Annotated in this window: 13 protein-coding genes; 6 read left to right on the top strand and 7 right to left on the bottom strand. The window is 74.3% G+C overall.

What is annotated here, in order from left to right:
* Positions 1-90 precede the first annotated feature (90 nt).
* A complete protein-coding gene (locus tag E1289_RS01565; protein WP_131974455.1) occupies positions 91-1,518 on the top strand; it encodes an SPFH domain-containing protein in 1,428 nt (475 codons plus the stop codon).
* Between the two features lie 10 nt (positions 1,519-1,528).
* On the opposite strand, the gene E1289_RS01570 is transcribed toward E1289_RS01565, so the two are convergent.
* Genes E1289_RS01570 through E1289_RS01590 form a run of 5 tightly spaced genes read right to left on the bottom strand, consistent with a single transcriptional unit; the run spans position 1,529 to position 5,501 of the window.
* Positions 1,529-2,755, bottom strand: a complete 1,227-nt coding sequence (locus E1289_RS01570; protein WP_131974457.1) for a cytochrome P450 — start codon at positions 2,753-2,755, stop codon at positions 1,529-1,531.
* Positions 2,752-3,348 (bottom strand): ATP/GTP-binding protein, encoded by a 597-nt coding sequence (locus E1289_RS01575; RefSeq protein ID WP_131974459.1) that lies wholly within the window; start codon positions 3,346-3,348, stop codon positions 2,752-2,754. The genes E1289_RS01570 and E1289_RS01575 overlap by 4 nt, the downstream gene beginning before the upstream one ends.
* Positions 3,326-3,730: a DUF742 domain-containing protein gene (locus E1289_RS01580; RefSeq protein ID WP_131974461.1), complete on the bottom strand. Its 405-nt coding sequence runs from the start codon at positions 3,728-3,730 to the stop codon at positions 3,326-3,328. The genes E1289_RS01575 and E1289_RS01580 overlap by 23 nt, the downstream gene beginning before the upstream one ends.
* Positions 3,727-4,161, bottom strand: coding sequence for a roadblock/LC7 domain-containing protein (locus E1289_RS01585; protein WP_243712543.1), 435 nt, complete (start codon positions 4,159-4,161; stop codon positions 3,727-3,729). Before E1289_RS01585 ends, E1289_RS01580 begins: the two co-directional genes overlap by 4 nt.
* On the bottom strand, positions 4,158-5,501 hold the full coding sequence (locus E1289_RS01590) for a sensor histidine kinase (protein ID WP_207928716.1): 1,344 nt from the start codon (positions 5,499-5,501) through the stop codon (positions 4,158-4,160). The genes E1289_RS01585 and E1289_RS01590 overlap by 4 nt, the downstream gene beginning before the upstream one ends.
* Before the next feature lie 335 nt (positions 5,502-5,836).
* Here E1289_RS01590 and E1289_RS01595 point away from each other — a divergent pair, with 335 nt between their 5' ends.
* On the top strand, positions 5,837-6,649 hold the full coding sequence (locus E1289_RS01595; RefSeq protein ID WP_131974463.1) for an AraC family transcriptional regulator: 813 nt from the start codon (positions 5,837-5,839) through the stop codon (positions 6,647-6,649).
* 28 nt (positions 6,650-6,677) lie between these two features.
* On the opposite strand, the gene E1289_RS01600 is transcribed toward E1289_RS01595, so the two are convergent.
* Together E1289_RS01600 and E1289_RS01605 are read right to left on the bottom strand one after the other, a co-directional pair.
* On the bottom strand, positions 6,678-7,904 hold the full coding sequence (locus tag E1289_RS01600; protein ID WP_131974465.1) for a HAMP domain-containing sensor histidine kinase: 1,227 nt from the start codon (positions 7,902-7,904) through the stop codon (positions 6,678-6,680).
* Positions 7,901-8,557, bottom strand: coding sequence for a response regulator transcription factor (locus E1289_RS01605; RefSeq protein ID WP_131974467.1), 657 nt, complete (start codon positions 8,555-8,557; stop codon positions 7,901-7,903). Before E1289_RS01605 ends, E1289_RS01600 begins: the two co-directional genes overlap by 4 nt.
* A 164-nt stretch (positions 8,558-8,721) precedes the next feature.
* On the opposite strand from E1289_RS01605, the gene E1289_RS01610 reads away from it, so the two are divergent.
* Genes E1289_RS01610 through E1289_RS01625 form a run of 4 tightly spaced genes read left to right on the top strand, consistent with a single transcriptional unit; the run spans position 8,722 to position 12,285 of the window.
* A complete protein-coding gene (locus E1289_RS01610) occupies positions 8,722-9,237 on the top strand; it encodes a hypothetical protein (protein ID WP_131974469.1) in 516 nt (171 codons plus the stop codon).
* 14 nt (positions 9,238-9,251) lie between these two features.
* The gene (locus tag E1289_RS01615; RefSeq protein ID WP_243712544.1) at positions 9,252-10,364 is read left to right on the top strand and encodes a peptidoglycan-binding domain-containing protein; all 1,113 of its coding nucleotides are present in this window, start codon (positions 9,252-9,254) and stop codon (positions 10,362-10,364) included.
* Complete coding sequence (locus E1289_RS01620) at positions 10,361-11,059, top strand: ABC transporter ATP-binding protein (protein ID WP_131974473.1); 699 nt, start codon at positions 10,361-10,363, stop codon at positions 11,057-11,059. Before E1289_RS01615 ends, E1289_RS01620 begins: the two co-directional genes overlap by 4 nt.
* The gene (locus tag E1289_RS01625) at positions 11,056-12,285 is read left to right on the top strand and encodes an ABC transporter permease (protein WP_131974475.1); all 1,230 of its coding nucleotides are present in this window, start codon (positions 11,056-11,058) and stop codon (positions 12,283-12,285) included. The genes E1289_RS01620 and E1289_RS01625 overlap by 4 nt, the downstream gene beginning before the upstream one ends.
* The last annotated feature ends 5 nt before the right edge of the window (positions 12,286-12,290 follow it).

Genomic DNA, 12,290 nt, shown 5'->3' on the forward strand with positions numbered 1-12,290 from the left:
GTCGCCACACCCGGAGGTACGCATCCGGCCCATCGGCCGGTTCAAAGCGCACTAAGGTACCGCCAACCGGACCGCGGGCTGAGGAGCGAGATGAGCGCGCCTGGACAGGGCAATACGTATCTGGAGAAGGTGGTCGCCGAGCAGGCGGTCCTGGAGGACGACCTGCGGGCGCGGCGTTCCCCGGCGATGGCGCCCGGGACCGCGGCCGCCGGTCCGCAGGCGCCCGGCCCGCTCGCCAAGCGCGAGCGCGCCCTCGGCGGCGCGGCGCCGTCCGGGGACCGTTCCGCGCCGGGCCCGGTCGACGTGCGGATCAGCGGGTTCTGGCGGTGGCGGAACGTGCTCGTCCCGCCGAACGCGTTCGTGGTGCACACGCGGCGGGGGCGGGCCGAGCCGCTGCACATCGGGCTCGGGGTGTCGTTCCGGTTCAACCCGTCCACCGACTCGTTCCTCGTGGTGCCGGGCGCGACGCAGACGATCCTGATCAACGCGTACTGCATCTGCCGGGAACTGCAGGGCGTGCTCGTCCAGGGCTACGTGCAGTGGATCATCCAGGACTTCGGGATCGCCTACCGCAAGCTCGACTTCGGCGACGCCGACGACCCGATGCGGCTGGTGAACATCCAGCTCAGGGAGCAGGCGGAGGCCGCCATCAAGGACAAGGTGTCCACGATGGGCGTGCGGGACGTCCTCAGTGACAAGCAGCCCATCATCGAGGAGCTGACGGCCCGGCTGCGCGCGGTCGCCGAGGGTCAGCACGAGGACGGGCAGGGCGACGAGGGGCTCGGGCTGCGGATCGTCACCGTCCAGATCAAGGAGGCCGTGGTCAGCTCGTCGCGGCTCTGGGAGAACCTGCAGAAGCCCTACCGGGCCGAGCAGGGGCAGATCGCCCGGCTCGCGGATCTGGAGGCCGAGGAGGCGGTCGCGCACCGCGAGATGGCCGCCGCGCGGATCAAGGAGACGCAGCGGCTGGAGCACGAGCGGGAGCTGGCGGAGCTGCGCGCCCGCAACGAGTCGCAGCTGTTCGACACCGAGGCGGCCGAGAAGCTGCGCCGGACCAGGCGCGAGCACGACGACACCCGCGAGGTCGCCGAGCTGGAGACCGAGACGACCCGGCACACCCTGCGGATGGAGCGTGAGCGGCACGAGGAGGAGGCCGAGACGGGCCGGCTGCGCATCGAGCGCGACAACGAGCTGGCCCGGCTCCGCATGGAGGGAGAGCTGGCGCTCGCGGAGTCCCGTGCGCGGTCCCGGCACGAGCAGGCGCTGCTGGAGCTGGAGCGGGAGGGCGCCCGCGCCGCGATCGAGAACGACCGGACGCCCGCGGCCGTGCAGGCCCGGCTCATCGCCGCGCTGCCGGAGATCATGGCGAGGCTCCCCAAGCCGGACGAGCTGCGCACGGTCACCGTCAACGGCGCCGACCAGACCAGCGTGGCCGGGCTGATCACCCAGCTGGCCGCCGTCGTCGGCGCCCTCCGCGCCGCCACGGGCGGCCCCGAAGGCTCGGGCGGCTCCGGCTGAGCCGGCCGGGCTAGGCCTCGCCCGCCGGCGGGAAGACGACGGGGAGGGCGGTCAGGGCACGGTGGAAGGGGCCCGGCCGCCACTCCAGCTCGTCCGCGGGGACGGCCAGGTCCAGGTCGGGGAGGCGGTCGAGGAGCGTTTCCATGGCCACGGACGCGATGAGCCGGGCGTGGCTCTTGGCGGGGCAGGTGTGCGGACCGCCGGAGAACGACAGGTGCGCGCGGTTGCCCTTCCGTTCGCCGACCTGCCGGGACGGGTCGGTGTTCGCGGCCGCGTAGCTGATGAGGACGGGCTGGTGGGCGGGCAGCCGGTACCCGTGGAAGTCGATGTCCTGGCGGGGGAACGTCGTCCCGTAGCTGGCCATCGGCGGGTCGGTCCACAGGATCTCGTCGAGGGCGTCCTCGACGGGCAGGCTGCCGCCGGCCAGGTCGCCGCCGAACCGGTCGTCCGACAGCAGGAGCAGGATGCCGTTGGCGATGAGGTTCTGCTCGGGCTCGGTTCCGGCGCCGACCAGCAGCGTGAGCTGGTGGGCCATCTCGAAGTCGTCCAGCCGGGCGGGGTGGCGCATCATCCAGGACGTGACGTCCGCGCCGGGCTTCTGGCGCTTGTGCGCGACGAGTTCGAGGGTGGCCTCCGCGAGCAGCGCGTTGCCCTCCTCGGCGCCGACGGTGTCGAAGATGGCGCTCATGCCGCGCACGAGCTTGTCGCCGATGGCGTGCGGGCAGCCGAACATCTCGTTGAACAGCAGCAGCGGGAGGGGGCGGGCGTACTGGCCGATGATGTCGGCCTTGCCGTCGTCCGCGAACCGGTCGATGAGGGTGTTCGCGACGTCCGCGACGTGCTCGCGCAGGGCCGCGGGGTCGACGCGGTCCAGGCTGTCGACGATCACCGACCGGAGCCGGGCGTGCACGGCGCCGTTGGTGAACAGCGCGTTCGGCCGGCTCATCATCATCGGCAGCACCGGGCACTCCGGCCCGACCTGCTCCTCCCACACCTCGCTGCAGCGCGGGAACCGGTCGGGGTCGCGCATGATCTCCAGCGCCGCGTCGTACCCGAGCACGAGCGTCGCCGGGACGCCCGGGGCGATCTCGACGGGCGCGAGGTCGCCGTGGGCGCGCATCCGCGCGTAGAGGGCCTGCGGGTCCCGCGCGAACTCCGGCCCGTACATGGGGAAGCGCTCCGGCTCGGCGGGCGCCTCGGTCGCGGGCCGGTCGCCGCGGAGGGGCTGGTCGGTCACGGCGTCTCCGTGTCGAGGGTGAGGAGGTGGTCGACGAGCGAGATCAGCGCCTGGGTGGACGACCGCCGGTCGCGGGCGTCGCAGGAGACCAGCGGCGTGCCGGGCGCGAGGTCGAGGGCCTCGCGGACCTCGGCGTCCGGGAAGCGCGGCGACGCGTCGAAGTGGTTGACCGCCACCGCGTACGGCAGGCCCTGCCGCTCCACCAGGTCCATGATCTCGAACGACTGCTTGAGGCGGGCGGTGTCGACGAGGACCAGCGCGCCGAGGGCGCCGCGCGCCAGGTCGTCCCAGAGCCGGGTGAAACGCTGCTGCCCGGGGGCGCCGAACAGGTAGAGGACGAGGTCGTCGCTCAGCGTGAGGCGGCCGAAGTCCATGGCGACCGTGGTGGTCGTCTTGTCCTCGATGCCGGCGAGGTCGTCGACCAGCGCGCCGGCCCGCGTCATCCGCTCCTCGGTGCGCAGCGGGCGGATCTCCGACAGCGTCCCGACGAAGGTGGTCTTGCCGACCGCGAAGTGCCCGACGACGAGGATCTTGAGGGCCGTCCGCACGGTGTCGCGCAGGTAGGGCGTCTCAGAGGCGAGCGCGGAGTCCATCGAGCACCTCCTGAAGGAGCCGGGTCTGGGACCGCCGGCTCTCCGCCGAGCCGGCCCTGGTGGTGAGGTGCCCGTCGTCGACGAGGTCGGACAGCAGGACCTTGGTGACCCCGACGGGCAGGCCGAGGTGCCCGGCGATCTCGACGACCGACAGCGCGCCGCCGCGGCACAGCTCGATGATCCGCAGCTTCTCGGGGGACAGGCCGGTGCTCGAAAGCGGTTGCCGGGGGGTCTGGGGGGGCGTCCCCCCGGAAGGACGGGGCAGGTCGCCGTTGAAGATGACGAGGGTGACGAGGTCGAAGACGTTGCGGGTCGGGTGGGCCCGGCCGCCGGTGACGACGTGCGGCCGGACCAGCGCCCGCCGGTTCCCGCGCCGGGTCATGCGGGACTGCCCGCGCCCGGACGCGGCGGGCTCGTCATCTCCTTGCCCAGCCGCTGCACGAGTTCCTGCAGCCGGAACGACACGGTCTCCATGTCCACGTGCTGCGTGGCCGACACCGCCAGGTACGCGCCGGGTCCGGCGGCGACGAGGAACACGTACCCGTCGTCGAACTCGTTGACCGTCTGCCGCCACGTGGTGTCCGGGGAGCCGCAGAACTCGGCGGTGCTGCGGGCGAGCGACTGCAGGCCCGACATGCCCGCGGCCTGCCGCTCGGCATCGTCCCGGCTGATCCGCTCGGAGTGCGCCATGAGCAGCCCGTCGGCCGACAGCAGGATCGCGTAGCGCGTCTCCGGCATGCGCAGCGCGTCGTCCAGCATCCAGCCGAGCCGGTTCGTCCCGTCGTCCATCGCGCCGTTCCACCCCTCGTTCATGGCCGCAGGTCCTTGCTCTCGATCGCGGGCCCCTCGGTCCCCGTGCCCTCGGTATCCGTGTTCTCGGCCGGGACGGCGGCCCGGCCGGACCGCGTCCCGCGCTGCCAGGCGCCGAGGCCGGCCGCCGTCTCCCGGGCCGGTCTGGCCGCGGGCCACTCCCCGGTGTCCGGCGTGCCGGGGTCCCCGTCCGTGCCGCCGGAGCCGGCGGGCCGTTCGGCGACCGCGACGCGGCTCCGCTTGGGCAGGCCGCCCGCCGTGGCCGGGCCGTCCTCGGTCCCGGTGCCGCTCCGCGCCGCCGGGCGGGGCGCGGGCACGGACTCCGGCGGGCGCTCGTCCGGGACGCTGGTGATCAGCGTGCTCGGGACGAACACGACGGCCCGCACGCCGCCGTAGGGGGAGCGGGTGTCGACCGACACCCGGAACCCGTAGCGGGCGGCGAGCACCCCCGCCACCGCGAACCCGACCTGCGGGGGGTCGCCGAGCCGGTGGATGTCCACCGACGCCTCGCCCGACAGCAGGTCGGACGCGCGCTGGAGCTCGTCGGCGTCCATCGCGACGCCGGCGTCGTCGATCGTGATGGCGACGCCGTTGTGCGCGGACCGGAAGTTGACCTCGACGGAGGTGTCGGGCCGCGAGTGCCGCGCGGCGTTGTCGAGCAGCTCGGCCAGCGTCAGCACGACCGGCTCCACGGCCCGGCTCGTCACCGCGCTGTTCACCGTGCCCTCCAGGTTGACGCGGAGGTAGTCGCGGATGCGGGACGTCGCGCCGCGGACCACGTCGGTCATGGAGGACGCCGAGCGCTGCTGCCCCGGCCACGATCCGCACAGCACGGCGGTGGCCTGGGCGCGCCGTCCGAGCTGGGCGTTCATGTGGTCGATGCGGAGCAGGCCCTCCAGCACGTCCGGGTCGTCGTGGCGTTCCTGCATGGTGGAGATGGCGAGCTGCTGCTCGTTGGCGAGGCTCTGCACGGCGCGCATCATCGCCCGCAGCGTCGACTTCGCGGACCGGTCCGCGCGTTCCTTCACGCGTGCGGCGGATCCGGCGAACAGGTCCAGCACGGTCTGCAGCGACCGCCCGAACTCGGGCGCCTCGCGGTCCAGGTCGTGCAGCGGGCCCGCGACCCGCACGCCCGGGTTGCTCAGCGACTCCATGAGCTCGGGCAGCCGGACGTCGGCCAGGTGCCGCAGCTCCTTCTCCCGCAGGTCCAGGCCACGGGCCAGCGCGGCGTTCTGCTCGCGCAGCGCGGCGGTCGCCTGCCGCTGGCGTACCAGCAGGACCGCGGCGGCGATGCCGGCGCCCGCCACGAGGACGAACGCGGTCGCCAGGAGGAATTGCTCCATCAGATCCTCGGTGCACACGAATCGGGCGAGGTGGGCCGGAGCGGACCGCCTCTTGGCCGGGTGGGGTGGGTGCCGGACGGCGCCGGAATACGCCGCGGTCCGGGCACCGTAGGACGATCGCGCAGGGGTGCGCTTGTGCTCACGCGCAGAGATCTTGCCGCCGGGCGCATCGCCCGATCACACCCCGTCTGATTCGCGTCACTTTCCGCTGGATTCACCTGATTCGGCGGCGGGATGCGTACTACGCTGCCAGGCGCTGATCACCTGTTCCGGGGGGTGATCATCGGGTGCCGGGCGGTCACCGGCGAGCGGATCGAGCGGCGGAAGGGCCTGCGGTGGACGACTTCCTCGGCGGGCCGGTCCGGCAGAGCAGCTCCGTGTACCGGCTCGTCCTGTACCGGTCGGACCGGGCCGACCACGTCCGCCCCGCCGGGACCGAGGACGCCTACCGCTTCCTGCTCCCGCTGCAGGGCGAGATGCTCGTGTTCCGCGCCGGGGGCCGGGCGCGGCTCCGCCCGGGGACCGGCGGCCTGCTGTCACCGGCGGCGCCGGTGCGGGTCGTCCAGCACCGCCCCGCCCGCGCGTTCGTCCTGACGATCCCGGCGCACGAGGTGGACGGGCGCCTGCACCCCGAGTCACCGCTCGCCGCCGACCTCGACCTGTCCGCGGGGCTCGGCCGCGTCGTCGCCGACATGGTCCGGGCCGTCGGCGACGAGCCCCTCCCCGAACCGCAGTTCGACGCCGCCTGCGACCGGATCACCGAGCTGCTGTGCCTCGTCGTCGCGGGCGGGGAGCGGCCGCCCGCGCACGGCCACCTCGCCGAGGTGGAGGCGGTCGTGCGCCGCTACGTCCGCGAGCACGCCACCGATCCCGGCCTCACCGGCGCCGCGATGGCGCAGGACCTCGGCTGGTCGCTGCGCCAGATCCAGCTCGCCCTCCAGCGCGCCGGGACGACCCCGCGCGACCTGATCCGCGAGGAGCGGCTCCGCGTCGTCCGGGACCGGCTGCGCAACCCCCTGGACCGCGACGTCAGCATCACCGACCTCGCCCACGCGACCGGCTTCTCCTCCGCGAGCGCCCTCAGCCACGCGTTCCGCCGCCGCTTCGGCGTCACCCCCCGCGACGTCCGCAGGCACGGCGCCCGCTGAGCGGCCGCCGGACCGCCCGCGGGACCGCCTACCGCATCCTCCCGACCGCCTCTCGATCCGCCCGCGGGCTGCGCGGTTCCGCGTCCGCCGGGGTCCGGGGGAGGGTGATGGTCATGTGGAGACCGCCGGCGGGGCGCGGGGCCGCCGCGATCGTGCCGCCGTGCGCCTGGATGATCGCCTGGACGATGGACAGGCCGAGGCCGGCGCCCTTCGCGGTCACCACGCGGTCGGTGTCCAGGCGGCGGAAGGGCTCGAAGAGGGCGGGGACCTCGTACGGCGGGATGGCCGGGCCGGAGTTCGTGACGTCGAGGACCACGTCGTCGTTCCGGGGCCGGCAGGAGATCCTGACCCAGCCGGAGGCGGTGTTGTGGCGCAGGCCGTTCTCCAGGAGGTTCTGCACGACCCGTTCCAGGAGGAGGGCGTCGCCCGTGGTGACGGCCTCGGCCGTCTCGGTCTCCATGGTGATGCCGGCCTCCTTCGCCTCCGGGGCGGTCTGGGACGCCACGTGGGTGACGATGTCGGCCACGTCGACGGGCGCGCGGGTGGTGATCTCGTTCTCGGAGCGGGCGAGCAGCAGCAGCCCGGTGATGAGGCGCTCGTGCCGGGCGTTGATCTGCAGGAGGGTCTCGCCGAGCCGCCGGACGTCCGGGGACGCCGACTCGCGGTGCATCGCCATCTCGACCAGGGCGCGGCCCAGGGTGAGCGGGGTGCGCAGCTCGTGGGAGGCGTTGGCGACGAAGCGGCGCTGGCCGTCGAAGGAGCGGTCGAGGCGTTCGAGCATCGTGTCGAAGGTGTCGGCGAGCTCCTTGACCTCGTCGCGGGGGCCGCGCAGCGCGATCCGTTCGTGGAGGCCGCGGTCGGCGGCGGGGGAGCCGGCGATGCGGCGGGCGGTGTCGGTGACGCGGTGCAGCGGGGTGAGGATCCGGCCGGCGATGAGCCAGCCGAAGCCCACGGCGGCCGCCCCGACGGCCAGCAGCGCGATCGAGCCCTGGGTGAGCAGGGAGGTGATGGCCGCGTCGTGCAGCTCGCCGCGCTCCTCCTCGAAGAGCCGCCTGGTCTCGGCCATGATCTGGTCGCCGTCCCGAGGGGTCTGCCCGGTCGTGCCCGGCCCGGTGTGGGTGGCGAGGAACCTGGTGTTGCCGCGGGAGAGCTGCTGCTCGAACAGGACGTAGGTGACGCCGAGGAGCAGCACGCCCGCGACGAGGAACAGGACGCCGTAGGTGAGGGTCAGCCGGGCGCGGAGCGACAGCCTCATGGGATCCGGTACCCCGCTCCCTTGACGGTCTCGACGACGGGCGGGTCGGCGAGCTTGCGGCGCAGTTTCAGGACGGTGAGCCGGACGGCGCCGGTGAACGGGTCGGCGTGCTCGTCCCATACCTTCTCCAGCAGGTGCTCGGCCGAGACGACGGCGCCGTCGGCGCGGAGCAGTTCATTGAGGACGGCGAACTCCTTCCTGGCGAGGGGGACGTAGCGGCCGTCCCGGAACACCTCGCGGCGCGCCGGATCGAGGGTGATGCCGGCGCGGTGCAGCGTGGGCGGCGCGGCCGGGCGGCAGCGGCGGCCGAGGGCGAGGACGCGGGCGGCCAGTTCGGGGAACGCGAACGGCTTGGTGAGGTAGTCGTCGGCGCCGAGCCCGAGACCGTCGACACGGTCGGTGATCTCGGCGGCGGCGGTCAGCATCAGCACGCGCGCCGCGGTCTCGGCCCGCACGACCTCCCGGCAGACGTCGTCGCCGTGGACGAGGGGGAGATCGCGGTCCAGGACGACCACGTCGTAGTCGTTGACGCCGACGCGTTCCAGGGCGGCGGCGCCGTCGTAGGCGAGATCGACGGCGTGCGCGTCGCCGCGCAGCCATTCGGCGATCGCGTCGGCGAGCAGCCGTTCGTCCTCCGCCACCAGCACCCGCATGATGCTCCCTTCACCGGCTCCGGACCGAGTGTGGCCTCCGCGGTGTTTCGTTTCCGTTAGGGATTCGGGCTCGGCGCGCGGAAACGCGGGGGAAACGCCGGACCGGGTTGCATCGCTCTCCGTCCGGCCGGAACCGCTCCGGCCGGGAGAGACGAGGAGACGACATGCGACTGCGGATACTTGCGGTGCTGCCGCTCGCCCTGGCGCTGACCTTGACCGGGTGCGGTTCGGACGGCGGAGACGACTCGGGGGTGGCCTCGGCGGGCGGCGAGCGGCAGAACGGCGCGGCGGGCGGCGGGGGCAAGCCGGACCCGGACGAGATGGGCGTGAAGTTCGCCCAGTGCATGCGGGAGAACGGCGTCCAGATGGACGACCCGAAGCCCGGCGAGGGCATCCGGCTCAGGATGAAGAACGTCCCGAAGGAGACCGTCGACAAGGCGATGGAGGCGTGCCGGCAGTACGACCCCATGGCGAACGCCACCGGCGCGCCCGATCCGGAGCAGCAGGAGCGGGGCCGCCAGTTCGCCGAGTGCATGCGCCGGAACGGCGTGGAGAAGTTCCCGGACCCGGAGCCGGGCCAGCGCGGCATCAAGATCGACAGGAACACGGTCGGTGACGACCCCGACCTGGAGTCGGCGCAGCGCGCATGCCAGGACGTCCTGCAGGGCGGCCGGAAGTGACGGGCGGTGTCACCGTGGAACCGGCGCCGGTGCGGGAGCCGGAGCGTCCGCGGCGCCGCGGACGGCGCGTGCCGCGCCTGAAGGCCGCGCTGGCCGCCGGCGCCGTGGCCGCGGCCGGCGGTGTCGCGGCCGTCGCGGCCGCCGGCGGTGGCGGGGACTCCGGTGCCGCGGCGGCGGGCCTGCCGCCGAGCACCGCGAAGGTGACGAGGCAGACGCTCAAGGACACCCTGACCGAGGACGGGCGGCTCGGCCACGGCCCGGCGCACACCGCGATCAGCCAGGCGAGAGGGACGCTGACCAGGCTCCCGGAGAGCGGCGACGAGATCACCCGGGGCCGCGAGCTGTACGAGGTGGACGGCGACCCGGTCGTGCTGATGTACGGGTCGAAACCGTCCTACCGGCCGCTGACGATCGGGACGGCGGGTTCCGACGTGCGGCGCTTCGAGGCGAATCTCGGCAAGCTCGGCTACGGCGGCTTCACCGTGGACACCGAGTACACCGCGGCCACGGCGGACGCCGTCCGGGAGTGGCAGGACGACATCGGCGCCCCGGAGACCGGGATCGTGGAACTCGGCCGGGTCGCGTTCGCCTCCGGCCCGGTCCGGGTGGACAGCGTCCACGCGAACCCGGGCGAGCCGGTGGCCCCCGGCAAGAAGGTGCTCGACCACACGGGCACCGCCAAGGCCGTGACCGTGGAGCTGGACACCGCCGACCAGCGGATGGCCGAGGAGGGCGCCGAGGTCGAGGTGACGCTGCCCGGGGACCGGAGCGTCACCGCGGAGATCGACGACGTCACGACGGTGATCGATCCGGGCGAGCAGGGCCAGCAGCCGGAGACGAAGGTGGAGGTCACCATCTGGCTCGACTCCGGGGAGGCGAAGAAGGCCGCCGCCGAGTACGCGCTGGCATCGGTCGACGTGGCGTTCACCGCCGGGAAGCGCGAGGACGTCCTGACCGTTCCGGTCGCCGCGCTCGTGGCGCTGCGGGAGGGCGGCTTCGGCGTGGAGGTCGTGCGGGGCGCGGCCTCGTCCCACGTCCCCGTCGAGACCGGCCTGTTCGCGGACGGGAAGGTCGAGGTCTCCGGGCCCGGGATCGCGGAGGGCACGCTCGTGGGGGTGCCGAAATGATCACACTGCGGGAGGTGACCAAGGTGTACCCCGGCGGCGTCCGCGCCCTCGACGGCGTGTCGCTGCACATCGGCGCGGGGGAGCTGGCCGCGATCGTCGGGCCGTCCGGCTCCGGGAAGTCGACCATGCTGCACGTCCTCGGCACGCTGGACCGTCCCACGTCGGGGAGCGTCCGCATCGACGGGCACGACGTGGGGCGGCTGTCCGACGGGCGGCTGTCGGCGCTGCGGGCGAGCCGCATCGGCTTCGTCTTCCAGCACTTCCACCTGGCCGCGGGCACCCCGGCCCTCGACAACGTCGCGGACGGCCTCCTGTACACGGGGCTGCGTCCGGCGGCGCGGCGGCAACGCGCCGCGGCGGCACTGGAGCGGGTCGGTCTCGGGCACCGGCTGGACCACGAGCCGCACGAGCTGTCCGGGGGCGAGCGGCAGCGCGTCGCGATCGCGCGGGCGGTGGCGGGCGACCCCGCGCTGCTCCTCGCGGACGAGCCGACCGGCGCGCTCGACTCGGCGTCCGGGGACGGGGTGATGGCGCTGCTCCGGGAGCTGCACGCCGCGGGCACCACCGTCGTGGTCATCACGCACGACCGGGAGATCGCCGCGGGGCTGCCCCGAAGGGTCCGGATGCGCGACGGCCGCATCGTCGGCGACTCGGCGGCCGATGCCGCGGGCGCGCTGGCGGAGGCGGGCCGATGACCGCCCCCGTGCCGGGGCCCGTGCCGCGGCCCGCGCTGCGGCCCGCGCGGATGTGGCCGGGCGACGTGCTCAGGGTGGGCGCCGTGGGCCTGCGCACCCGCCCGATGCGGGCGTTCCTGTCGGCGCTCGGCATCGCGATCGGGATCGCGGCGATGGTCGCGGTCGTCGGGGTGTCGTCGTCCTCCCGCGCCGACCTCGACCGGACGCTCGCCGCGCTCGGCACGAACGTGCTGACGGTCTCGCCCGGCAGCACGCTGACCGGCGAGGAGGCGCAGCTGCCGCTCGAATCGGAGGCGATGGTGGCGCGGATCGCGCCGGTCCGGGAGGTGTCGGCGACCGGCCTGCTGGACGAGGCGAAGGTCTACCGGACGGACCGGGTGCCGGAGACCGAGACGAAGGGCATCGCCACCTACGCCGCGCGCACCGACCTGCGAGCCGCCACGGGGGCCGAGCTCGCCGACGGCGCCTGGCTGAACGCCGCGACGGGCGCGTACCCGGCGGTCGTGCTCGGCGCCACCGCCGCGGAGCGGCTCGGGATCGGCCGCGCGGACCCGGACGTGCAGATCCTCGTCGGGGGCCGCCGGTTCACCGTCATCGGCATCCTGGCCCCGGCGCCGCTGGCTCCCGAACTGGACACGGCCGCGCTGGTCGGCTGGCCCGCCGCCGAGTCCACGCTGGGCTTCGACGGGCATCCGACGACGATCTACACCCGTTCGCGGGAGGCGAGCGTCGAGGACGTCCGGAGCGTGCTGGGCGCGACCGCGAACCCGCAGGCGCCGAACGAGGTGGAGGTGTCGCGCCCGTCGGACGCGCTGGCGGCGAAGCAGGCCGCGGGCGAGGCGTTCACCGGGCTGCTGCTCGGCCTCGGCGCGGTCGCGCTGCTCGTCGGCGGCGTCGGGGTGGCGAACACGATGGTCATCTCGGTGCTGGAGCGTCGCTCGGAGATCGGCCTGCGCCGTTCCCTGGGCGCGACCCGCGGCCAGATCCGCACGCAGTTCCTCGCCGAGTCGCTGCTGCTGTCGGCGCTCGGCGGCGTCGCGGGCGCGCTCATCGGCGTCCTCGTCACCGCCGGGTACGCCCTCTACCAGGGCTGGCCGGCCGTCGTCCCGATGTGGGCGGTGGCGGGCGGCGTCGCGGCCACCCTGGTCATCGGCGCGGTCGCGGGGCTGTATCCCGCCGTCCGGGCGTCGCGCCTCAGCCCCACCGAGGCCCTGGCCGCCGCCTGACCGGG

Origin of the sequence: Actinomadura sp. 6K520 (assembly GCF_004349245.1) — a bacterium.
GTDB lineage: Bacteria > Actinomycetota > Actinomycetes > Streptosporangiales > Streptosporangiaceae > Spirillospora.

Bases quoted from the DNA above. Each gene is read 5' to 3' on its own strand.
- E1289_RS01600 (WP_131974465.1), bottom strand. From the start codon at position 7,904: ATGAGGCTGTCGCTCCGCGCCCGGCTGACCCTCACCTACGGCGTCCTG.
- E1289_RS01585 (WP_243712543.1), bottom strand. From the start codon at position 4,161: ATGAACGAGGGGTGGAACGGCGCGATGGACGACGGGACGAACCGGCTC.
- E1289_RS01590 (WP_207928716.1), bottom strand. From the start codon at position 5,501: ATGGAGCAATTCCTCCTGGCGACCGCGTTCGTCCTCGTGGCGGGCGCC.
- E1289_RS01575 (WP_131974459.1), bottom strand. From the start codon at position 3,348: ATGGACTCCGCGCTCGCCTCTGAGACGCCCTACCTGCGCGACACCGTG.
- E1289_RS01625 (WP_131974475.1), top strand. From the start codon at position 11,056: ATGACCGCCCCCGTGCCGGGGCCCGTGCCGCGGCCCGCGCTGCGGCCC.
- E1289_RS01620 (WP_131974473.1), top strand. From the start codon at position 10,361: ATGATCACACTGCGGGAGGTGACCAAGGTGTACCCCGGCGGCGTCCGC.
- E1289_RS01605 (WP_131974467.1), bottom strand. From the start codon at position 8,557: ATGCGGGTGCTGGTGGCGGAGGACGAACGGCTGCTCGCCGACGCGATC.
- E1289_RS01565 (WP_131974455.1), top strand. From the start codon at position 91: ATGAGCGCGCCTGGACAGGGCAATACGTATCTGGAGAAGGTGGTCGCC.
- E1289_RS01580 (WP_131974461.1), bottom strand. From the start codon at position 3,730: ATGACCCGGCGCGGGAACCGGCGGGCGCTGGTCCGGCCGCACGTCGTC.
- E1289_RS01610 (WP_131974469.1), top strand. From the start codon at position 8,722: ATGCGACTGCGGATACTTGCGGTGCTGCCGCTCGCCCTGGCGCTGACC.